Below are 22,290 nucleotides of genomic sequence, written 5' to 3' on the forward strand. Positions count from 1 at the left end.
GCCCGTATGGCGAAACCGGTTGGCGAAGTGCCCCCTGTCCTCCCATACGCTTGTCCTGTGACCCCCGCAGATCTCTCCAGTACCGTGCTGCACGCTGTGCGCCGCGCGGTCGACGAGGACGCCCTGCGCGCGCCCGTGCCCGCGCGCGTGCGGGTGGAGCGGACGCGGCCCGGCGGGAGCGGGGACTACGCCTGCGCGGTGGCGCTGCAGCTCGCGGGGCCCGCGGGCATTCCGGCGCGAGGGGTGGCCGAGATCCTCCGGGAGCGGGTCGCCGGGGCGCCCGGGATCGGGCGGGTCGAGATCACCGGCCCGGGCTTTCTGAACTTCACTCTCGACCCCACCGCGGGTGGCGCGGCCCGCTCCGGTCGCGTGCGCGAGGTGCTGGAGAAGGGACCGCGGTACGGGTGGGGCACCACCTGCGCCGGCCAGGTCCACCAGCTCCACCACCGGCGCGAGGTACGGGCGGCGGTGGTGGCGGGCGCGGTGGCGAAGCTGCTCCGCGCGCAGGGCGCCCTGGTGCGCACCAGCTGCGAGGAGGCGCCCGACCCGGACTGGGCGCGGCTCGGCGTCACCGTCGACGCGCACGGGCGGCCCCCTGTACCGCTCGGGGAGACCCGGCCCGTTCCCGCCGGGGCCACAGCGGGGGAGCTGCTGGAGCGGCTGGGCGCCGACGCCGCCCGGTGGGGTCTGCTGAGGCCCGCCGGACACGACCACGCGGCCCTCGGCGGCGAACTCCTCGTACAGGGCGAGGGCAACCCCCTCTTCCTGGTCCGCTACGCCCACGCCCGCGCCCGCGCGCTCGTCCGTGAGGGGGCGCGGCTCGGTGTCACCGGCGTGTACGAGCAGTCCGCCGACGTTCCCGCGCCCGCGCTGCACTCCGCGCTCGACGACCACCCCGGCGTCCTCGCCGCCGCCGCCCTCCACCAGGCGCCCGACCGGCTCGCCCGGCACCTCGAAACCCTGGCCGACTCCTTCCTGGACTTCCAGGGCGTGACCCCGCCCCTCCCCGCCGGCGACGAGAAACCCTCGGCCGCCCACCGCTCACGGCTGGCTCTTGCCGAAGCCGCCGGGACGGTGCTCGCAGGCGGCCTGTCCCTGCTCGGCATCAGCGCGCCCGACCACCTCTGAGACCTGAGAGAGCAGAGCAGAACGATGAGCCGATCCGCACACCCCGCCGGGCCCCGTCACGCCGACGTCCTCCCCGAGGGCCACTACACCGCCCCGGCCACCGACCTGAACGAGCTGGACGCGAAGGTCTGGTCCCGCACGGTCACCCGTGACGCGGACGGCGCGCTCACCGTCGGCGGCATCGAAGTCGCCCGGCTGGCAGAGGAGTTCGGCACCCCGGCGTACTTCCTGGACGAGGCCGACTTCCGGTCGCGCTGCCGCGCCTGGGCCGACGCCTTCGGCCCGGGCGCCGACGTCTTCTACGCGGGCAAGGCCTTCCTGTCGCGCGCCGTGGTGCGCTGGCTCAAGGAAGAGGGGCTGAACCTGGACGTCTGCTCCGGCGGTGAGCTCGCCACCGCGCTGGCGGCGGGAATGCCCGCCGAGCGGATCGCCTTCCACGGCAACAACAAGACCGTCGACGAGATCGAGCGGGCCGTGGAGGCCGGCGTCGGACGGATCGTGCTCGACTCGTTCCAGGAGATCGCCCGCGTCTCCCACATCGCCCAGCGGCTCGGCACGCGCCAGCGCGTCCAGATCCGGGTCACGGTCGGCGTCGAGGCGCACACCCACGAGTTCATCGCCACCGCGCACGAGGACCAGAAGTTCGGCATCGCGCTCGCCGACGGGCAGGCGGCGGAAGCGGTCCGCAGGGCCCTCACCCTGGACGGGCTGGAGCTCATCGGCATCCACTCGCACATCGGCTCGCAGATCTTCGACATGGCCGGGTTCGAGGTCTCCGCGCGGCGCGTCGTGCAGCTGCTCGCCGAGATCCGCGACGAGCACGGCGTCGAGCTCCCCGAGATCGACCTCGGCGGCGGCCTCGGTATCGCGTACACCCCGGAGGACGACCCCCGCGAGCCGCACGAGATCGCCAAGGCGCTGGGCGACATCGTGACCCGCGAGTGCGAGTCGGCCGGTCTGGCCACCCCGCGCATCTCCGTGGAGCCCGGGCGCGCGATCGTCGGGCCGACCGCCTTCACGCTGTACGAGGTCGGCACCATCAAGCCCCTGGAAGGCCTGCGGACGTACGTGAGCGTCGACGGCGGCATGTCGGACAACATCCGCACCGCCCTCTACGACGCGGAGTACAGCGTCGCCCTCGTCTCGCGCAGCTCGGACGCCGCGCCCATGCTCGTCCGGGTCGTCGGCAAGCACTGCGAGAGTGGTGACATCGTGGTCAAGGACGCGTTCCTGCCGTCCGACCTGGCACCCGGTGACCTGATCGCGGTGCCTGCCACCGGGGCGTACTGCCGCTCCATGGCGAGCAACTACAACCACGCCCTGCGTCCGCCGGTCGTCGCCGTGCGCGACGGGGAGGCGCGGGTCATCGTCCGGCGCGAGACGGAGGAAGATCTCCTGCGCCTCGATGTCGGCTGATGAAATTCACATCTCAAAATCCGGACGGGTGGCAGAAACCCCCGTCCGGTGAGTGAGACTGGTCCACACATCAGAAGTATGAGAAACGAGGTCGGATGATGCGTACGCGTCCGCTGAAGGTGGCGCTGCTGGGCTGTGGAGTGGTCGGCTCAGAGGTGGCGCGCATCATGACGACGCACGCCGACGACCTCGCCGCGCGCATCGGCGCCCCGGTCGAGCTCGCCGGTGTCGCCGTCCGCCGGCCCTCCAAGGTGCGGGAGGGCATCGACCCCGCCCTGATCACCACCGACGCGACCGCCCTGGTCAAACGGGGTGACATCGACGTGGTCGTCGAGGTCATCGGGGGCATCGAGCCCGCCCGCACGCTCATCACCACCGCCTTCGAGCACGGCGCGGGCGTCGTCTCGGCCAACAAGGCGCTGCTCGCGGAGGACGGCTCCGCGCTCCACGCCGCCGCGGAGAAGCACGGCCGCGACCTCTACTACGAGGCGGCGGTGGCCGGTGCCATCCCGCTCGTACGTCCGCTGCGCGAGTCCCTCGCGGGCGACAAGGTCAACCGGGTGCTCGGCATCGTCAACGGTACGACCAACTTCATCCTCGACAAGATGGACACCAGCGGCGCCGGCTACTCCGAGGCGCTCGACGAGGCCACCGCGCTCGGTTACGCGGAGGCCGACCCGACAGCCGACGTCGAGGGCTTCGACGCCGCCGCGAAGGCCGCGATCCTGGCCGGCATCGCCTTCCACACCCGGGTGAAGATCGGCGAGGTGCACCGCGAGGGCATCACCGAGGTCACCGCGGCCGACATCGCCTCCGCCCGCCGCATGGGCTGCACCGTCAAGCTGCTCGCCATCTGTGAGCGCGCCGCGGACGGCAGGTCCGTCACCGCGAGGGTGCACCCCGCGATGATCCCGCTCAGCCACCCGCTGGCCTCCGTCCGCGAGGCGTACAACGCCGTCTTCGTCGAGGCCGAGGCGGCCGGGCAGCTCATGTTCTACGGCCCCGGCGCCGGCGGCGCCCCGACCGCCTCCGCGGTCCTGGGCGACCTGGTCGCCGTGTGCCGCAACATCATCGGCGCGACCACCGGCCCCGGTGAGTCCGCGTACACGCGCCTGCCCGTCAGCCCCATGGGCGATGTCGTCACGCGCTACCACATCAGTCTCGACGTGGCCGACAAACCTGGCGTACTCGCCCAGGTCGCGACGGTCTTCGCCGAACAGGGCGTGTCGATCGATACGGTCCGCCAGCAGAGTCGGCCGGACAGTCAGGAAACCGGCGGCGAGGCATCTCTCGTCGTCGTCACCCACCGCGCGCCCGACGCCGCCCTCTCCGGGACCGTCGAGGCGCTGCGCAAGCTGGACACCGTGCGCGGTGTCGCCAGCATCATGCGTGTTGAAGGGGAGTAAGGACCCATGACCACCAAGGGCACCCACCAGTGGCGCGGCATCATCGAGGAGTACCGGGACCGGCTTCCGGTCACGAGCACGACGCCGGTCGTCACCCTGCGTGAAGGCGGCACTCCGCTCGTTCCGGCGCAGGTCCTCTCCGAGCGCACGGGCTGCGAGGTGCACCTCAAGGTCGAGGGCGCCAACCCGACGGGTTCGTTCAAGGACCGCGGCATGACCATGGCGATCACCCGCGCCAAGGAGGAGGGCGCGCAGGCCGTCATCTGCGCCTCCACGGGCAACACCTCCGCCTCCGCGGCCGCCTACGCCGTGCGTGCGGGGATGGTCTGCGCCGTCCTCGTGCCGCGCGGCAAGATCGCCCTCGGAAAGATGGGCCAGGCGCTCGTCCACGGCGCGAAGATCCTCCAGGTCGACGGCAACTTCGACGACTGCCTGACCCTGGCCCGCGGTCTCTCGGACAACTACCCGGTGGCGCTGGTCAATTCGGTGAACCCGGTCCGTATCGAGGGCCAGAAGACCGCCGCGTTCGAGATCGTGGACGCGCTCGGTGACGCCCCCGACATCCATGTCCTCCCGGTGGGCAACGCGGGCAACATCACCGCGTACTGGAAGGGCTACAAGGAGTACGCCACGGACGCGCTCTCCACGCACAGCCCCCGTATGTGGGGCTTCCAGGCCTCGGGCTCGGCGCCCATCGTGCGCGGCGAGATCGTCAAGGACCCGGCGACGATCGCCACCGCGATCCGCATCGGCAACCCGGCCTCCTGGCAGTACGCGCTGGACGCGCGGGACGAGTCCGGCGGTTTCATCGACGAGGTGACCGACCGTCAGATTCTGTCCGCATACCGCCTGTTGGCGTCGCAGGAGGGTGTCTTCGTCGAGCCCGCGTCGGCCGCGTCCGTGGCCGGTCTGCTCAAGGCCGCCGAAGAGGGCAAGGTCGACCCCGGCCAGAAGATCGTCTGCACCGTCACCGGTAACGGGCTCAAGGACCCCGACTGGGCCGTCGCGGGCGCTCCGCAGCCGGTCACGGTCCCGGTCGACGCGGTCGCCGCGGCCGAGAAGCTGGGCCTCGCCTGACCGTCGGCGCGGCCGGAGGACCGGCCTCGCCCGGCCGGTCGTCGTGGCAGCTCATCCGCCCCGGAGGCGGAGAGCGCATGGGAGGCGTGCGACACGCATCGTGCGCCTCCTGTGCGCCCTATGTCGCCACAGAACCTTCCTTCGATAAGCTGTACTCAACCCGCCCCGCCGCATCCGCCGCGGTGCAGCAGCCGTCGTGACTGCCGGGCCCCACCCCTCGCACAACGGCACCCCACGCACGCCGAAGTACCCTGCACCACATCCCCGCCGCCGTACAGGAAGAGTCGTCCAACCGATGGCCGGTCCCGCGTTCCGAGCCGCCGCCGTCCGGGTGCGCGTCCCCGCAACCAGCGCCAACCTGGGCCCGGGTTTCGACGCCCTCGGGCTCTCGCTGGGCCTCTACGACGACGTGGTCGTCCGGGTCGCCGACTCCGGGCTGCACATCGACATCGCGGGCGAGGGCGCCGAGACGCTTCCCCGCGACGAGAACCACCTGCTCGTACGCTCGCTGCGCACGGCCTTCGACCTGCTCGGCGGACAGCCCCGCGGTCTGGAGATCGTCTGCGCCAACCGCATCCCGCACGGCCGTGGCCTCGGGTCCTCCTCGGCGGCCATCTGCGCTGGCATCGTCGCCGCCCGCGCCGTGACGACGGGCGGCGAGGCCCGTCTCGACGACGCCGCGCTCCTGGAGCTGGCGACCGAGATCGAGGGGCACCCCGACAACGTCGCGGCCTGTCTTCTCGGCGGATTCACCCTCGCCTGGATGGACGGCGGAGCCGCCAGGGCGATCAGGATGGACCCTGCGGACTCCGTCGTACCGGTGGTCTTCGTGCCGGCGACGCCGGTGCTCACCGAGACCGCCCGCGGCCTGCTGCCGCGCACCGTCCCCCATGTGGACGCCGCGGCCAACGCCGGTCGTGCGGCACTGCTCGTCGAGGCCCTGACCAGGCGTCCCGAGCTGCTGCTCGCTGCCACCGAGGACCGGATCCACCAGGAGTACCGAGGTCCCGCGATGCCGCAGAGCGTGGAGCTGGTGAACCGGCTGCGCGCCGACGGCGTCCCCGCCGTCATCTCCGGCGCGGGACCCACCGTGCTCGCGCTGACGGAGGAGGGCTCCGCCGACAAGGTCGCCCGGCTGGCGGGTGAGGGCTGGGCCGCGAACCGGCTCGCCCTCGACGCCTCGGGCGCGAGCGTGCTGCCGCTCGCCGCGTGATCGCATGTGATTGCCGGTGCATGAGAGGGGGAATGTTTGTTGGAGCCGGTAGTGTTAACCTCAAGTCAGCAATCGACGTCTTCGTGGCGCGTTGCTTCGTGTCCCCTTCCGGGACCACCACTCTTCCGGGAGCCTCCCCGACTGCCTGAGCAGCCTGCCTGAGCTTTCGAGCACGCTCCGGAACCGGCACGACACCCTCTTGCTCGTCCAGGAGTGGGCCGAGCAGGGGGATCTCGCGCCGGAACCCCGCACATTCATCTCTCCGCCGTACCCGGCGGACCACCGCCCCGGCACGGTCCGCGATCGACACGATCAACAGACCGCAGTCGGACAGCACAACCGGTCGCCGAGCCAGAAGGCCGACGTCCGCTCCAGGGAAGGACCCTTCGTGAGCGACACCACCGATCTGATGGGCGTGACTGCCGACAAGAGCGTCGACAGCTCCGTGCCCGCCGAAGGTGCTGCCACTGGCACCACCGCACGGCGCCGCCGCTCCGGCACCGGCCTCGAGGGCATGGTCCTGGCCGAGCTGCAGCAGGTCGCGTCCGGCCTCGGCATCAGGGGGACTGCGCGGATGCGCAAGAGCCAGCTGATCGAGGTCATCAAGGAGGCGCAGGCCGGAGGCTCCTCCACGCCCGCCCCCAAGGCCGCCGCGTCCGCCGGTGCGGACACCGCGAGCAAGCCGAAGCGCCGCGCCACCTCGAAGTCGCGCACGGGTGACGAGACCGCTGCCGCACCGGCCGAGAAGGCCGCGGCCCAGCAGCAGATCGACATCCCCGGTCAGCCGGCCAGCGACGACCAGCCCACGGGCGAGCGCCGTCGCCGCCGCGCCACCGCGCAGGCGGGCAGCCCCGAGACCAAGACCGAGTCCAAGGCGGAGCCGCAGGCCGAGAACAAGGCCGAGGCCCGCCAGGACAAGGGAGAAGGCCGCCAGGACCGCGCCGATGAGCGCGGTGAGGCAAAGACCGACGCCAAGGCCGAGTCCGCCACGGACACCGCCGAAGGCCGCCGTGGCGACCGCCAGGACGGCCGTCGTGGCGACCGGCAGGAGCGCGGTGACCGCCAGGAGCGCGGTGACCGCCGGGACCGCCAGCGCGACCGCCGCGGCAAGGGCGACGACCAGGGCCAGCAGGGCGGCGGACGCCGTCAGGGCCAGCAGGGCGGCGGCCAGGGCCAGGGCCCGGGCCAGAGTCAGCAGGGCGGCGGCCCGCAGGACGACGGTTACGACGACGAGGGCGGCCGGCGCGGACGCAGGGGCCGCTACCGCGACCGCCGTGGCCGTCGTGGACGCGACGACTTCGCGACCGACGTGCAGGTGGCCGACGACGACGTCCTGATCCCCGTCGCGGGCATCCTCGACATCCTCGACAACTACGCGTTCATCCGGACCTCCGGCTACCTGCCGGGCCCGAACGACGTGTACGTCTCGCTCGCCCAGGTCCGCAAGAACGGCCTGCGCAAGGGTGACCACGTCACCGGTGCCGTGCGCCAGCCCAAGGACGGCGAGCGCCGCGAGAAGTTCAACGCTCTGGTCCGCCTCGACTCCGTCAACGGCATGGCGCCGGAGAGCGGCCGGGGACGCCCCGAGTTCCAGAAGCTGACCCCGCTGTACCCGCAGGACAGGCTCCGTCTGGAGACCGACTCCAACGTCCTGACCACCCGGATCATCGACCTGGTCGCACCGATCGGCAAGGGCCAGCGAGGCCTGATCGTGGCCCCGCCGAAGACCGGTAAGACCATGATCCTCCAGGCCATCGCCAACGCGATCACGGTCAACAGCCCCGAGTGCCACCTGATGGTCGTCCTGGTCGACGAGCGTCCGGAAGAGGTCACCGACATGCAGCGGTCGGTGAAGGGCGAGGTCATCTCCTCGACCTTCGACCGTCCCGCCGAGGACCACACCACGGTCGCCGAGCTCGCCATCGAGCGCGCGAAGCGCCTCGTGGAGCTGGGCCACGACGTTGTGGTCCTGCTGGACTCGATCACCCGCCTCGGCCGCGCCTACAACCTGGCGGCACCGGCCTCCGGCCGCATCCTGTCCGGTGGTGTCGACTCGACCGCGCTGTACCCGCCGAAGCGCTTCTTCGGTGCCGCGCGCAACATCGAGGACGGCGGCTCGCTGACCATCCTGGCCACCGCGCTCGTCGAGACAGGCTCGCGCATGGACGAGGTGATCTTCGAGGAGTTCAAGGGCACCGGCAACATGGAGCTCAAGCTCGACCGGAAGCTCTCGGACAAGCGCATCTTCCCGGCGGTGGACGTCGACGCGTCCAGCACCCGTAAGGAAGAAATCCTGCTCGGCACCGACGAATTGGCCGTCGTCTGGAAGCTGCGCCGGGTGCTGCACGCCCTCGACCAGCAGCAGGCGATCGAGCTGCTGCTGGACCGGATGAAGAAGACGCAGTCGAATGCGGAGTTCCTGCTTCAGATCCAGAAGACCACGCCGGGCAACGGCAATGGGAACGACTGAATTCACATCTGACGCAATACCGGTCAACATTCGCTGAAATCCGCCCTGTTACTTCGGTGACGGGGCGGATTTCTGCATGTACCATTCAACTCGCCGTCACTCTCCCCCCACTTACGGCACCACACACCAAATGACTTTGGACAACGGGAGACTTGTGTGCGCATGTCGCGTCGTGGCATACCGGTAGGAAGACTCAGCAGATACCTCGCTGCCGGTATGGCCACGCTGGCACTTCTGGGGGGCGGCCTGACGGCCACCGCCCAGGCCGATGACGGCGGCGAGCAGTTCCTGCCGCCGAAGGGCGCCAAGGTGGTCAGCCCGAAGAACATGTCGCCGAAGATAATCGGCGGCACCAACACCTCGTTCAGCAGCGCTCCCTGGATGGTGCAGCTCCTGTTCGAGTGGGACAACGACGGATATTTCTACTTCACCTGCGGCGGCACGCTCGTCGCACCCAACAAGGTGATGACGGCGGCGCACTGCGTCACCGACGAGAACGGCAAAGCACTCGACATGACCGGGCACGGAATGGTGCTCGCCGGCACCGCCAAGCTCGCAGGCGGTCCCGATGACGAGGGAACTGCCGTCGAGATCACCCGCTCCTACTTCGCGGGTACGTACAACGCGGCCGCGATCGACAACGACATCGCGCTGCTGACGCTCTCCAAGCCGCTGCCCTACACCCCGGCCCAGCCCGCCTCCTACGGCGACACCGCCCGCTACACGCCGGGTACCGTGGCCACGACGTACGGCTGGGGCATGACGGGTTCCGACTGGGACTTCTCCCCGCTGTCGGACACCCTCCTGCGCCTGGAGCAGCCGCTGCGCTCGGACGCCGAGTGCTCGGAGAACCTGGACACCGCGGTGAACGTACCGGGCGCCTACAAGCCCGGTCACATGATCTGCGCGGGCATCGGCGGTACCGGGAACGACACCACGGGCAAGGCGACCTGCCCCGGTGACTCGGGCAGCCCGATGTTCGTCAGCGGCCGGGTCATCGGCATCACCTCCTGGGGGCCGGCCAGCGACTTCGAGGCCTGCAACATCCAGGGCACGTACGACGCCTACACCAAGGTCGCGACGTACTACCGCTCGATCCAGCCGCGGATCGACGACACCAGCTTCAGCCGGGACCACCGTGCCGACCTGTTCGCCCGCACCACCGGGGCGACGGCCTACACGATGAACTCCACCGGCGAGGCGCTCGCCACGCGCAAGGCCTTCGCGGGCTCGTACAGCGCGTACAACCTGATCATCCAGACGGACCTCGACCGTGACGGTTACGAGGACCTCGTCGCCCGCCAGAGCTCCACGGGTGACGTCTACTGGCTGCACAGGTCGGCGACCAGCTCGACGTACGCCAAGACCAAGATGTTCAGCAACTGGAAGACCGTCCGCGCGATCGTCGCCCCCGGCGACGTGAACAACGACGGCAAGGGCGACATCCTGGCGGTCACCTCGACCGGCGACCTCATGGTGTACCCGAGCTACGGCAACGGGAAGTTCAACACGGCGGTCAAGGCGACGACCGGCTACCAGGTGTACAACCAGGTCCGCGGTCACGGTGACTTCACCTACGACGGCAAGAACGACCTGATCCTGCGCCGCGGCGGCAGCAACGACCTCTACATCGCGAAGGGCACCGGCAAGTCCACCGCCCCGTTCGAGACCCCGGTCAAGGTCCGCAGCAACTGGTCCGCCTACGACCTGCTGGTCACGCCCGGTGACGTCAACGGCGACGCCAAGTCCGACCTCGTGGCACGCACCCCCGCGGGCGCCCTGTACCTCCTCAAGGGCACGGGCGTCGGCACCTCCGAGATCTTTGCCACACAGGTGAAGCTCGGAACCGGCTGGAACAGCTACTACACGGTCGGCTGAAACACCAGGTGAGCGCCGGGTTCCCGGCCGGCTCACCTGTCACGGGTGAGGCCCCCGCCGTCCGGCGGGGGCCTCAGCTCGTTGTGCAACGCTTCTCGCTGCTCCGGTCGTCGCACCGTGTGACACCGGACCACGCCCGTGCACCACGGCAGGGGGTAGCAGCGAGGAACGGAAAGAGGGATCCGCATGAGCGAGCAGAGCAGGAGCACCGGCCGAATACGCGGCACCGGCAGCCGCCGGAAGAGGCCCTCGCGAGGCCGGCGGGTCAGGAACGCGGCCCTGTGGGGCGCCGCCGCCCTGGTGGTCGCCGGCGGTTCCGGGCTCGGTTACGCCTACTTCACGCTCAACGGGAACCTGAAGGGCGTCGACATCGACGCCGCCCTGGGGACGGAACGTCCTGACGACGTGGACAACGGATCCCAGGACATCCTGGTCCTCGGATCGGACTCCCGTTCCGGCGCCAACGGCGAGTACGGCGCCGACGAGGGCACCGCGCGTGCGGACACCGCGATGATCGTCCACGTCAACGAGGGTCACACCTCCGCCAGCGTCGTCTCGATCCCGAGGGACACCCTCGTCGAGCGCCCCGCCTGCACGAGCGACACGACCGGCGAGCAGGTCGGCGCCGAGCACCAGACGATGTTCAACTCGGCCTACCAGGTCGGTGGACCCGCCTGTGCGGTGAAGACCGTCGAGGCCATGTCCGGCATCCGCATGGACCACTACGTCGAGGTCGACTTCACCGGCTTCAAGAAGCTCGTCGACGGGCTCGGCGGCGTCGAGATCACCACCTCGCAGGCGATCGACGACCCCGACAGTCATCTCGCGCTGAAGCCCGGCACGCACACCCTGAGCGGGGAGCAGTCGCTCGGACTCGTCCGCACGCGCCACAGCGTCGGCGACGGCAGCGACCTGGGCCGCATCCAGCTCCAGCAGGCTTTCGTGAAGGCGCTGATGGACCAGGCGAAGAGCGTCGGGGTGTTCTCGAACCCGAAGACGCTGTTCCAGCTCGCCGACACCGCCACCAAGGCCGTCACCACCGACTCCCAGCTCGCCTCCGTCAAGAAACTCACCGGCTTCGCGAACGGGCTCAAGGGGCTCGGTTCCGAGAACGTCGACATGATCACGCTGCCCGTCGAGTACGACCCCCAGGACCCCAACCGCGTCCTGCCCCAGGAGAAGGCCGACCGGCAGGTGTGGGCGGCGCTCAAGCAGGACAAGCCCGTCCCGGCCTCCGCCACCGCGCAGTCGGCCGGCGACAAGGGCGAGGCGGGGAAAGTCGTACGGTAACGGCACGGTCGGTCACCGTACGGTCGCGGAACGTCCCCCGGCCGCGCGGGAATACCTGCGACCGGGTCCTCGTTTTGGGAGATACGGCCGGTCCTGGCAGACTGGTACGTCGGCCCCGGTTCACGGACGCGCAATCCGCGCGAACGACCCGGAGCCCTCCCGAAACTAGGAGACACCTTGAAGCGCGACATTCACCCCGAGTACGTCGAGACGCAGGTCAGCTGCACCTGCGGTGCGTCGTTCACCACCCGGAGCACCCTGCAGGGCGGCGCCATCCGCGCCGACGTCTGCTCCGAGTGCCACCCGTTCTACACGGGCAAGCAGAAGATCCTCGACACCGGCGGCCGCGTGGCCCGCTTCGAGGCCCGCTTCGGCAAGGCTGCCGGCTCCGCCAGCAAGTAGCGAGCCACTGCGCCGGTTCCCGGCGCCCTCTAGCGGGGGCGCCGGGGCCGGCGTTTTTTCCGGCTGCGCGGCAGGGTGCGCCATCCAGGGCGCGGAACCGCCGGTACGCCGTCCAGCAGGCCCGCAGACGTATGACGCAGAAACCAGGAGCCCGAGATGTTCGAGGCGGTCGAGGAACTGATCGGCGAGCACGCCGATCTCGAGAAGAAGCTCGCCGACCCGTCGGTCCACGGCGACCAGGCCAACGCGCGCAAGCTCAACAAGCGCTACGCGGAGCTGACCCCGATCGTCTCCACGTACCGGTCCTGGAAGCAGACCGGCGACGACATCGGGACGGCCCGTGAATTCGCCGCCGACGATCCGGACTTCGCCGCCGAGGTCAAGGTCCTGGAGAAGCAGCGCGAGGAGATCACCGAGAAGCTCCGGCTCCTCCTGGTCCCGCGCGACCCCAGCGACGACAAGGACGTGCTGCTGGAGATCAAGGCGGGCGCGGGCGGCGACGAGTCCGCCCTCTTCGCCGGCGACCTCCTGCGCATGTATCTGCGCTACGCCGAGCGCGTCGGCTGGAAGACCGAGATCATCGACTCCACGGAGTCCGAGCTCGGCGGCTACAAGGACGTCCAGGTCGCCGTGAAGACCAAGGGCGGCAACGGCGCGACCGAGCCCGGCCAGGGCGTCTGGGCGCGGATGAAGTACGAGGGCGGTGTGCACCGGGTGCAGCGCGTGCCCTCCACCGAGTCCCAGGGCCGCATCCACACCTCCGCCGCCGGTGTGCTCGTCACGCCCGAGGCCGAGGAGGTCGACGTGGAGATCCACGCCAACGACCTCCGCATCGACGTGTACCGCTCGTCAGGCCCCGGTGGCCAGTCCGTCAACACCACGGACTCCGCCGTCCGCATCACGCATCTGCCGACCGGCGTGGTCGCCTCCTGCCAGAATGAGAAGAGCCAGCTCCAGAACAAGGAGCAGGCCATGCGTATCCTGCGCTCCCGGCTGCTGGCCGCGGCCCAGGAAGCCGCCGAGCAGGAGGCCTCCGACGTACGCCGCAGCCAGGTGCGCACGGTGGACCGCTCCGAGAAGATCCGGACGTACAACTTCCCGGAAAACCGGATCTCGGACCACCGCGTCGGCTTCAAGGCGTACAACTTGGACCAGGTGCTCGACGGCGACCTCGACGCCGTCATCCAGGCCTGCGTCGACGCCGACTCCGCGGCGAAGCTCGCCGCCGCATGAGTTCCACCGCCCCGCCCCGCTCGTGAACCCGTACGGAGAACCGCGATGAACCTGCTGCTCGCCGAGGTGGCCCAGGCCACCCAGCGGCTGGCCGACGCCGGTGTCCCCTCACCGCGATTCGACGCCGAGGAACTCGCCGCGTTCGTGCACGGGGTCAAGCGGGGCGAGCTGCACAACGTGCCGGACGCCGACTTCGACGCCCGCTACTGGGAGACGATCGCCCGCCGCGAGGCCCGCGAGCCGCTCCAGCACATCACCGGCCGCGCCTTCTTCCGCTACCTGGAGCTCCAGGTGGGCCCCGGCGTCTTCGTGCCCCGCCCCGAGACCGAGTCGGTCGTCGGCTGGGCCATAGACGCGGTCCGCGCGATGGACGTCGTCGAACCGCTCATCGTCGACCTGTGCACCGGTTCGGGCGCGATCGCGCTCGCCATGGCCCAGGAGGTGCCGCGCTCCCGCGTGCACGCCGTGGAACTGTCCGAGGACGCCCTGAGGTGGACCCGGAAGAACGCCGAGGGGTCCAGGGTCACGGTGCACCGCGGCGACGCGCTGAGCGCCCTCCCCGAGCTCGACGGCCAGGTCGACCTGGTCATCTCCAACCCGCCCTACATCCCGCTCACCGAGTGGGAGTACGTGGCGCCGGAGGCCCGCGACCACGACCCGCAGATGGCGCTGTTCTCCGGCGAGGACGGCCTCGACACCATCCGGGGCATAGAGCGCACCGCCCACCGCCTGCTCCGCCCCGGCGGGCTCGTCGTCATCGAGCACGCCGACACCCAGGGCGGCCAGGTCCCGTGGATCTTCACCGAGGAGCGTGGCTGGGCGGACGCCGCCGACCACCCCGACCTGAACAACCGGCCCCGGTTCGCGACGGCCCGCAAGGCCATGCCGTGACCACCGGCACACCGGCAGCGCAACGATCCCACCCTTCACACCCGTACACGTCCGAGGAGGCCGGCTGATGGCACGGCGATACGACTGCAACGACGCGACCGACCGCACGACCGGTCTGCGTGAGGCCGCGTCCGCCGTCCGCCGGGGCGAACTGGTCGTGCTGCCCACGGACACCGTGTACGGGATCGGCGCGGACGCCTTCAGCTCGGAGGCCGTCGCCGACCTGCTCGACGCCAAGGGCCGTGGCCGCAACATGCCGACCCCCGTCCTGATCGGCTCCCCGAACACCCTGCACGGCCTGGTCACCGACTTCTCCGAGCAGGCCTGGGAGCTCGTCGACGCGTTCTGGCCCGGCGCCCTCACGCTCGTCGCCAAGCACCAGCCTTCGCTCCAGTGGGACCTCGGTGACACCCGCGGCACCGTCGCCGTCCGGATGCCGCTGCACCCGGTCGCCATCGAGCTCCTCACGGAGGTCGGCCCGATGGCCGTCTCCAGCGCGAACCTCACCGGACACCCCTCGCCGGAGACGTGCGACTCGGCCCAGGAGATGCTCGGCGACAGCGTCTCGGTCTACCTCGACGGCGGACCGACCCCCGGCATCGTCCCGTCCTCGATCGTCGACGTCACCGGCAAGGTCCCGGTACTGCTGCGAGCGGGAGCGCTCACCGTCGAGGAACTCCGCAAGGTGGTACCCGACCTCGAGGTGGCCAATTGACCGCCCCTGAGGGGCGTGGCATAGCGGGGCAGCAGGACACTTTCCGCATCCTCCACGTCAGCACCGGCAACGTCTGCCGCTCGCCCATCACCGAGCGGCTGACCCGCCACGCCCTCGTGGACCGTCTCGGCGATCCGCTGAGCGGCGGCCTCATCGTCGAGAGCGCGGGCACCTGGGGACACGAGGGCGCGCCCATGGAGGCCAACGCCGAGGTCGTCCTCGCCGACTTCGGCGCGGACGCCACCGGCTTCGTCGGCCGTGAGCTCCTCGACGAGCACGTGATCCGCGCGGACCTGGTGCTCACCGCCACCCGCGACCACCGCGCCCAGGTGATCTCGATGGGCCACTCGGCGGGCCTGCGCACCTTCACCCTCAAGGAGTTCACCCGGCTGGTGCGGGCCATAGACCCCGCCACCCTGCCGGACGCCCGCGAGGAGGGCGTCGTCGAGCGTGCCCGCGCGCTGGTGCGCGCCGCGGCGGCCCTGCGCGGCTGGCTGCTGGCGCCGACCGCAGAGGCGGACGAGGTCTACGACCCGTACGGCGCCCCGATCACGTTCTTCCGCTCCATCGGCGACGAGATCAGCCAGGCGCTCGACCCCGTCATGACGGCACTGACCGGCGTACGCGCTCCGCACTGAGGGTGCGCCGACCGGCGTAGAGGACCGCACGGCAGCGGGCAGGGGGCCGGGGGCGGGCCTACATTGGAGCTGACGCCACGCACCCCCCTCCTCAGGCCCGGAGCCGTCACATGTCGGTCACCACTCCAGCCGCACGCGCCACCGCCCCACCGCCCTCCTCGTACGACACCGGCGTGCCGCGGGACGCCGGCGTCCTGCTCCGCCAGGATCCGGAGATCGGCGGCATCCTGCTGGCCGAGGCGGACAGGCAGGCGAACACCCTCCAGCTGATCGCCGCCGAGAACTTCACCTCGCCCGCCGTGCTCGCGGCCCTCGGCTCCCCGCTCGCCAACAAGTACGCCGAGGGCTATCCCGGAGCCCGCCACCACGGCGGCTGCGAACAGGCCGACGCCGCCGAGCGTGCCGCCGTCCGGCGCGCCATGTCGCTGTTCGGCGCCGAGCACGCCAACGTCCAGCCGCACTCCGGCTCTTCGGCCGTCCTCGCCGCCTACGCCGCTCTGCTGCGCCCCGGCGACACGGTGCTGGCCATGGGCCTTCCGTACGGCGGGCATCTGACCCACGGCGCCCCGGGCAACTTCTCCGGACGCTGGTTCGAATTCGTCGGATACGGCGTCGACCCCGACAGCGGGCTCATCGACTACGCCCAGGTGCGTGCCCTGGCCCGGGCACGGCGCCCCAAGGCGATCGTCTGCGGCTCGATCTCGTACCCGCGCCACCCCGACTACGAGCAGTTCCGGGACATCGCCGACGAGGCGGGCGCCTATCTGATCGCGGACGCCGCCCACCCCATGGGGCTGATCGCCGGGGGAGCGGCGCCCAGCCCCGTGCCGTACGCGGACGTGGTGTGCGCGACGACGCACAAGGTGCTGCGCGGACCCCGAGGCGGCATGATCCTGTGCGGTGTCGAGCTGTCGGAGCGCATCGACCGCGCGGTGTTCCCCTTCACCCAGGGCGGCGCGCAGATGAACACGATCGCGGCGAAGGCGGTGGCGTTCGGGGAGGCCGCGACGCCCGCCTACGCGGTCTACGCCCACCGTGTCGTCGCCCACGCCCGTGTCCTCGCCGCCGCACTGGAGGCCGAGGGTTTCGAGATCACCACCGGTGGCACGGACACCCACATCGTCGTCGCGGACCCCGGCCCGCTCGGCGTCGACGGCCGCGTCGCCCGCGAGCGGCTCATGGCGGCCGGCATGGTCCTGGACACGTGCGCGCTCCCGTACGGGGACGCGCGCGGCATCCGGCTCGGCACCGCGGCCGTCACCACCCAGGGCATGGACGAGGACGACATGGCCAGGATCGCCGGACTGTTCGGCGCCGCCGTACGCGAGGAGGGCGGCACGGGCTCGATCCTCGCGCAGGTCCGCGAACTCGCCTCGCGCCACCCGGTCCCGCCGGAGACCGCGCCGGAGCCCCGGCCCTAGCCGGCCGCGGAGCGCGGAACCGCGCGCGGTCCCTTCCTCGTCGTGAAGGGTGGCCGTACCGTTGCGGCGGGCGCGTCCTGGAGGCTCCCGGGTCCGATCTACACTGTGGCCGGAGCGGATGCTCCCTCCACGCTTCCCTTCGCCGGTACCGGGGTCGTGGGCTCACGGGCGTCGCGCTCCCCGGTCTGCCGGTGGGAGCCGTCCGGTTCCCAGCGGATCCGGCGCCAGGAGCCCTCGCCGTCCCGCACGGTACGGTCGACGGTGTGAGGCTCGGTCAACAGCTAGATTTCTGGGGCAGCCCGTGCGTGATTACCTGCTGACGCTCTGTGCCACGGCCGCAGTGACCTATCTGCTGACCGGGCCGGTGCGGAAGTTCGCCATCGCGGTCGGGGCGATGCCCGCCATCCGCGCGCGCGACGTGCACCGCGAGCCGACGCCGAGGCTCGGCGGCATCGCGATGTTCGGCGGACTGTGCGCGGGGCTGGTCGTCGCCGCCCATCTGTTCAACCTGACGAGTGTCTTCAAGCTCTCGAACGAGCCGCGCGCGCTGCTGTCCGGCGCCGCGCTCATCTGGCTGATCGGCGTCCTGGACGACAAGTTCGAGATCGACGCGCTGATCAAGCTGGGCGGGCAGATGATCGCCGCCGCGGTGATGGTGATCCAGGGTCTGACGATCCTGTGGCTGCCCATCCCCGGTGTCGGCACGGTCGCGCTCACCCAGTGGCAGGGCACACTGCTCACCGTCGCCCTGGTCGTGATCACCATCAACGCGGTCAACTTCGTCGACGGCCTGGACGGCCTGGCCGCGGGCATGGTCTGCATCGCCTCGGCGGCGTTCTTCATCTACGCCTACCGTCTCTGGTACGGCTACGGGATCGAGGAGGCCGCGCCGGCCACGCTCTTCGCCGTGATCCTCATGGGCATGTGCCTCGGCTTCCTGCCGCACAACATGCACCCCGCGCGAATTTTCATGGGCGACTCGGGGTCGATGCTCATCGGTCTGGTGCTGGCGGCAGGCGCGATCTCGATCACCGGGCAGGTCGACCCCGACCGTCTGGGCATCTTCGTCGGCGGCGAGCGCGGGGCCACGCACGCGATGCTCCCGGTCTTCATCCCGCTGCTGCTGCCCCTGACGATCATCGCGATCCCGGCCGCCGACCTGGTGCTGGCCATCGTGCGGCGTACGTGGAACGGGCAGTCGCCGTTCGCCGCCGACCGCGGGCACCTGCACCACCGGCTGCTGGAGGTCGGGCACTCGCACAGCAGGTCGGTGCTGATCATGTACTTCTGGTCCGCGCTGATCGCCTTCGGCGCCGTCGGGTACTCCGTGCACTCCGCGTCGCTCTGGATCGTGCTGGTGATCGTGGGGCTCAGCGCCGTGGGCCTGGTCCTGCTGCTCATGCCCCGGTTCACCCCGCGCGCACCGCGCTGGGCGGAGTCCTTCGTGCCGCCGCGCTACCGGCGCAGGCAGCGGAGTGAGGAGGGTGACGCGGAGGCCCCGCAGGGGCAACAGGGCCTGGACGGCTCGGAGATGGCCTCCCCGGCACCGGAACGGGCCCCGGTCGCCGTAGGCGTCTCGGGCGTCAACGGAGCGACAGCCATCGGCCCTCGTTCGCGCTTCGCGGATCGGGACCGTGCCGACTCGCCCCGTTGATCCTGCTGCACAGAAGTCCCTATACCAGACATTGCGTCGTGATGTTCTGCACACACGCGCGGAGTAACCCTCATGTGTGACAGCTGGCACACTTTCTGAGTAAAGACCTCATCAAATAGTTTGTGATACCGTTCACGAAGCCCGGTGAGGAAGCCGAAGGACCTGAGTAGCACGGTCCATCGGCCGGAAACATCGACTCGGACCGGGCCTACGCTCGTCCCTGACGACCTTTGCCCACCCCCTGCAACGCGGAGTAACCGCCATGCCGTCCAACGACGTCCGGACTCTCCTTCACACCGCCGTGCCCACTGCCGCCGTCGGTGTCGTCACCGTCGCCGTCAGCGCCGCGCTCGCGGGCGGTAAGGGAGCGGTCGGCGCGACGGTCGGGACGCTGGTGGTGATTCTCTTCATGGGAATCGGGCTCGGCGTCCTGCAGCGCACCGCGAAGTCCCTGCCGCACCTGTTCCAGTCCATGGGGCTGTTGCTGTACACGACCGAACTGCTGCTGCTGTTCGTCTTCGTCGCCGCGTTCAAGGACACGACGCTGTTCAATCCCAGGGCCTTCGCCGCCGGGGTGATGGTCGCGACCCTCAGCTGGGTCGCGGCGCAGATCCGCGTCCACATGAAAGCCAAGATCCTCTACGTCGAACCGGACTCGTCCGCGGGCAAGAAGCCCGAGAACATGGGGTCGTCGACGTGAGGGGTAGGGCCGGGATAAGCGGTCGTTCGAGACCCTGCTATCGTCCGGTGCCAACTGCGGCACTGCGGGCGCGGGCATCAAAAACGGCGCCTGCTTCATCGCGAGGCGTAATGCCTGAGCCGCCCCCCATCCGTAACACCAGTCCAGTGCCGACCAGCGGCTGCCTGCCGCGCCGACACAACGAGGTTGCCGTACCTATGCGCCACGCTGAAGGAGCCCGCGGTGAGTGCTGACCCGACGACGGTGCTCGCCTTCGAGACCGACTGCCACATCTTCGACGGATGCGGCTTCCCGGCTCCTGGCCTGCACTCCTTTGTTTTCGAGCCGATGTTCACCGTCGGCGGCATCGAGATCAACAAGCCGATGCTGCTGGCGGTCCTGAGCACCGTTGTCGTCGTCGGCTTCTTCTGGGCGGCTTTCAGCAAGCCGAAGGTCGTGCCCGGAAAGCTCCAGATGGTCGCCGAGGCGGGTTACGACTTCATCCGCACCGGTGTGGTGTACGAGACGCTCGGCAAGCGTGAGGGCAAGAAGTACGTGCCCCTCATGGTCTCGCTGTTCTTCTTCATCTGGATCATGAACCTCTGGGCGATCATTCCCTTCGCCCAGTTCCCGGTGGTCTCGGTCATCGGGTTCCCGGTGGCGCTGGCCGCGATCGTGTACATCCTCTGGGTCAGCCTGACCTTCAAGCGGCACGGTTTCGTCGGCGGCTGGAAGAACATCTCCGGCTACGACCCGTCGATCGGCCCGGCTCTTCCCTTCGTCATGCTCATCGAGATCATGTCGAACCTGCTGATCCGGCCGTTCACGCACGCCGTGCGACTGTTCGCGAACATGTTCGCCGGCCACGTGCTGCTGCTGATCTTCACCATCGCCAGCTGGTACCTGCTGAACGGCATCGGCATCGCGTACGCCGGTGTGTCGTTCGTGATGACCATCCTGATGACCGCCTTCGAGCTGTTCATCCAGGCGCTGCAGGCCTACGTGTTCGTCCTTCTGGCCTGCAACTACATTCAGGGTGCTCTCGCCAAGGAGCACTGAGCAGTCCAGCACCACCCCCGATAGTCGTCCGGTGGCCAACCCCCACCGGTTCTGAAAGAGAAGGAAGAAACGGCATGTCCGCTCTTGAGACCCTCGCCGCCGTCAACATCACGGGCAACCTCGGTTCCATCGGCTACGGCCTCGCCGCGATCGGCCCCGGCGTCGGCGTCGGCATCATCTTCGGTAACGGCACCCAGGCGCTGGCCCGCCAGCCCGAAGCTGCCGGCCTGATCCGTTCGAACCAGATCCTCGGCTTCGTCCTCTGTGAGGCGCTCGCCCTGATCGGTCTCGTCATGCCCTTCGTCTACCCGGTCGACTAAGTCGCGGCATTCCGACTGCCCGATGCGACGAAAGGCATTGATGTGAACGCCCTACAGCTGGCGGCCGAGGAAGAGATCCAGAACCCGCTGCTCCCGGCGATCCCCGAGATCGTCATCGGCCTGATCGCCTTTGTCATCGTCTTCGGTTTCCTCGCCAAGAAGCTCCTCCCGAACATCGAGAAGGTTCTGGAAGAGCGCCGCGAGGCGATCGAAGGCGGGATCGAGAAGGCCGACGCGGCCCAGACCGAGGCCCAGAGCGTTCTTGAGCAGTACAAGGCTCAGCTCGCCGAGGCACGCCACGAGGCCGCCCGTCTGCGCCAGGAGGCGCAGGAGCAGGGTGCCGTCATCATCCAGGAGATGAGGGCGGAGGGTCAGCGGCAGCGCGAGGAGATCATCGCGGCCGGCCACGCCCAGATCGAGGCCGACCGCAAGGCCGCGGCGTCCGCGCTGCGTCAGGACGTGGGCACCCTCGCCACCGCCCTGGCCGGCAAGCTCGTCGGCGAGTCCCTCGAGGACCACGCCCGGCAGAGCGGCACCGTCGACCGATTCCTCGACGAGCTCGAGGCGAAGGCCGAGGCCGTCCGATGAACGGAGCGAGCCGCGAGGCGCTGGCCTCCGCACGCGAGCGTCTCGACGCACTGACCGACTCCACGTCGGTCGACGCGGCGAAGCTCGCCGAGGAGCTGGCAGCCGTCACCGCGCTGCTCCACCGCGAGGTATCGCTGCGCCGGGTCCTCACCGACCCGTCGCAGGGCGGCGAGGCCAAGGCCGAGCTGGCCGGACGACTGCTGCGCGGTCAGGTGGGCGGCGAAGCCGTGGACCTGGTCTCCGGCATGGTCCGCTCCCGCTGGTCGCAGTCGCGTGACCTGGTGGACTCGGTCGAGGAACTGGCGAACACCGCAGACCTCACCGCGGCCCAGCGCGCCGGCGCGCTCGACGACGTCGAGGACGAGCTCTTCCGGTTCGGCCGGATCGTCGGCTCCGACGTCGCGCTGCGCTCCGCCCTGACCGACCGGAAGGCCACGGCCTCCGCCAAGAGCCAGCTGCTCCGCAGCCTGCTCGGCGGCAAGGCCCAGCCCGTCACCGAGCGCGTGATCACACGCCTCGTGACGCAGCCCCGAGGACGTAGCCTGGAAGCGGGACTCGAGTCCCTGTCCAGGCTCGCCGCGGAGCGCCGGGACCGCATGGTCGCCGTCGTCACCTCGGCGGTGCCGCTGTCCGATCGCCAGAAGCAGCGCCTCGGCGCCGCCCTGGCGAAGATCTACGGCCGGCAGATGCATCTGAACCTGGACGTGGACCCCGAGGTCCTCGGCGGGATCTCGGTGCGCGTCGGTGACGAGGTCATCAACGGCACGATCGCGGAGCGCCTCGAAGAGGTCACCCGCAGGATGGCCGGCTGA

Annotated in this window: 21 protein-coding genes; 20 read left to right on the forward strand and 1 reads right to left on the reverse strand. The window is 70.1% G+C overall.

Features of this window, described 5'->3' with window-relative positions:
• Window positions 1–57: 57 nt before the first annotated feature.
• The 14 genes from nrtL to glyA all read left to right on the forward strand — a co-directional run bounded on the left by nrtL (window position 58) and on the right by glyA (window position 17,178).
• Window positions 58–1,128, forward strand: a complete 1,071-nt coding sequence (nrtL, locus tag ABZY45_RS10870) for an ArgS-related anticodon-binding protein NrtL (protein WP_356738284.1) — start codon at window positions 58–60, stop codon at window positions 1,126–1,128.
• A 24-nt stretch (window positions 1,129–1,152) separates the two neighbouring features.
• The gene (gene lysA, locus ABZY45_RS10875; protein ID WP_356738286.1) at window positions 1,153–2,544 is read left to right on the forward strand and encodes a diaminopimelate decarboxylase; all 1,392 of its coding nucleotides are present in this window, start codon (window positions 1,153–1,155) and stop codon (window positions 2,542–2,544) included.
• Window positions 2,545–2,639: 95 nt separating this feature from the next.
• The gene (locus ABZY45_RS10880; protein ID WP_356738288.1) at window positions 2,640–3,950 is read left to right on the forward strand and encodes a homoserine dehydrogenase; all 1,311 of its coding nucleotides are present in this window, start codon (window positions 2,640–2,642) and stop codon (window positions 3,948–3,950) included.
• A 6-nt stretch (window positions 3,951–3,956) separates the two neighbouring features.
• Window positions 3,957–5,027 (forward strand): threonine synthase, encoded by a 1,071-nt coding sequence (gene thrC / locus ABZY45_RS10885; protein ID WP_356738290.1) that lies wholly within the window; start codon window positions 3,957–3,959, stop codon window positions 5,025–5,027.
• A gap of 295 nt (window positions 5,028–5,322) precedes the next feature.
• Window positions 5,323–6,240: a homoserine kinase gene (thrB, locus tag ABZY45_RS10890; protein ID WP_356738292.1), complete on the forward strand. Its 918-nt coding sequence runs from the start codon at window positions 5,323–5,325 to the stop codon at window positions 6,238–6,240.
• 388 nt (window positions 6,241–6,628) lie between these two features.
• Window positions 6,629–8,710: a transcription termination factor Rho gene (gene rho, locus ABZY45_RS10895; protein ID WP_356738294.1), complete on the forward strand. Its 2,082-nt coding sequence runs from the start codon at window positions 6,629–6,631 to the stop codon at window positions 8,708–8,710.
• Between the two features lie 216 nt (window positions 8,711–8,926).
• Window positions 8,927–10,588 (forward strand): trypsin-like serine protease, encoded by a 1,662-nt coding sequence (locus ABZY45_RS10900; RefSeq protein ID WP_356738296.1) that lies wholly within the window; start codon window positions 8,927–8,929, stop codon window positions 10,586–10,588.
• A 186-nt stretch (window positions 10,589–10,774) separates the two neighbouring features.
• Window positions 10,775–11,878: an LCP family protein gene (locus ABZY45_RS10905; protein ID WP_356738298.1), complete on the forward strand. Its 1,104-nt coding sequence runs from the start codon at window positions 10,775–10,777 to the stop codon at window positions 11,876–11,878.
• Window positions 11,879–12,055: 177 nt separating this feature from the next.
• Window positions 12,056–12,280, forward strand: a complete 225-nt coding sequence (gene rpmE / locus ABZY45_RS10910; RefSeq protein ID WP_145803162.1) for a 50S ribosomal protein L31 — start codon at window positions 12,056–12,058, stop codon at window positions 12,278–12,280.
• 156 nt (window positions 12,281–12,436) lie between these two features.
• Window positions 12,437–13,513: a peptide chain release factor 1 gene (prfA, locus tag ABZY45_RS10915; protein WP_356738300.1), complete on the forward strand. Its 1,077-nt coding sequence runs from the start codon at window positions 12,437–12,439 to the stop codon at window positions 13,511–13,513.
• 45 nt (window positions 13,514–13,558) lie between these two features.
• Window positions 13,559–14,404 carry a peptide chain release factor N(5)-glutamine methyltransferase gene (gene prmC / locus ABZY45_RS10920; protein WP_356738302.1) on the forward strand — a complete coding sequence of 282 codons (846 nt, stop codon included), beginning with the start codon at window positions 13,559–13,561 and terminating at the stop codon, window positions 14,402–14,404.
• A 67-nt stretch (window positions 14,405–14,471) separates the two neighbouring features.
• Window positions 14,472–15,119, forward strand: coding sequence for an L-threonylcarbamoyladenylate synthase (locus ABZY45_RS10925; protein WP_356738304.1), 648 nt, complete (start codon window positions 14,472–14,474; stop codon window positions 15,117–15,119).
• Window positions 15,116–15,757 carry a protein-tyrosine-phosphatase gene (locus ABZY45_RS10930; protein WP_356738306.1) on the forward strand — a complete coding sequence of 214 codons (642 nt, stop codon included), beginning with the start codon at window positions 15,116–15,118 and terminating at the stop codon, window positions 15,755–15,757. The genes ABZY45_RS10925 and ABZY45_RS10930 overlap by 4 nt, the downstream gene beginning before the upstream one ends.
• Window positions 15,758–15,867: 110 nt before the next feature.
• A complete protein-coding gene (gene glyA, locus ABZY45_RS10935) occupies window positions 15,868–17,178 on the forward strand; it encodes a serine hydroxymethyltransferase (protein WP_356738308.1) in 1,311 nt (436 codons plus the stop codon).
• A gap of 98 nt (window positions 17,179–17,276) precedes the next feature.
• Here glyA and ABZY45_RS10940 read toward each other — a convergent pair whose 3' ends face one another.
• Window positions 17,277–17,456, reverse strand: a complete 180-nt coding sequence (locus ABZY45_RS10940) for a hypothetical protein (RefSeq protein WP_356738801.1) — start codon at window positions 17,454–17,456, stop codon at window positions 17,277–17,279.
• Window positions 17,457–17,467: 11 nt separating this feature from the next.
• On the opposite strand from ABZY45_RS10940, the gene ABZY45_RS10945 reads away from it, so the two are divergent.
• The 6 genes from ABZY45_RS10945 (at window position 17,468) to ABZY45_RS10970 (ending at window position 22,290) form a co-directional block, all read left to right on the forward strand.
• The gene (locus ABZY45_RS10945) at window positions 17,468–18,832 is read left to right on the forward strand and encodes an MraY family glycosyltransferase (protein WP_356738781.1); all 1,365 of its coding nucleotides are present in this window, start codon (window positions 17,468–17,470) and stop codon (window positions 18,830–18,832) included.
• 262 nt (window positions 18,833–19,094) lie between these two features.
• Window positions 19,095–19,532 carry a hypothetical protein gene (locus tag ABZY45_RS10950; protein ID WP_356738310.1) on the forward strand — a complete coding sequence of 146 codons (438 nt, stop codon included), beginning with the start codon at window positions 19,095–19,097 and terminating at the stop codon, window positions 19,530–19,532.
• Between the two features lie 222 nt (window positions 19,533–19,754).
• Window positions 19,755–20,570 (forward strand): F0F1 ATP synthase subunit A, encoded by an 816-nt coding sequence (gene atpB, locus ABZY45_RS10955; protein ID WP_356738312.1) that lies wholly within the window; start codon window positions 19,755–19,757, stop codon window positions 20,568–20,570.
• A gap of 74 nt (window positions 20,571–20,644) precedes the next feature.
• Window positions 20,645–20,890 carry an ATP synthase F0 subunit C gene (gene atpE / locus ABZY45_RS10960; RefSeq protein WP_014048348.1) on the forward strand — a complete coding sequence of 82 codons (246 nt, stop codon included), beginning with the start codon at window positions 20,645–20,647 and terminating at the stop codon, window positions 20,888–20,890.
• Between the two features lie 42 nt (window positions 20,891–20,932).
• On the forward strand, window positions 20,933–21,478 hold the full coding sequence (locus tag ABZY45_RS10965) for a F0F1 ATP synthase subunit B (RefSeq protein WP_356738314.1): 546 nt from the start codon (window positions 20,933–20,935) through the stop codon (window positions 21,476–21,478).
• Window positions 21,475–22,290, forward strand: coding sequence for a F0F1 ATP synthase subunit delta (locus ABZY45_RS10970; protein WP_356738316.1), 816 nt, complete (start codon window positions 21,475–21,477; stop codon window positions 22,288–22,290). The genes ABZY45_RS10965 and ABZY45_RS10970 overlap by 4 nt, the downstream gene beginning before the upstream one ends.

The sequence above is a fragment of the Streptomyces sp. NPDC006516 genome (assembly GCF_040611875.1).
In the GTDB taxonomy this organism is placed as follows: Bacteria; Actinomycetota; Actinomycetes; order Streptomycetales; family Streptomycetaceae; genus Streptomyces.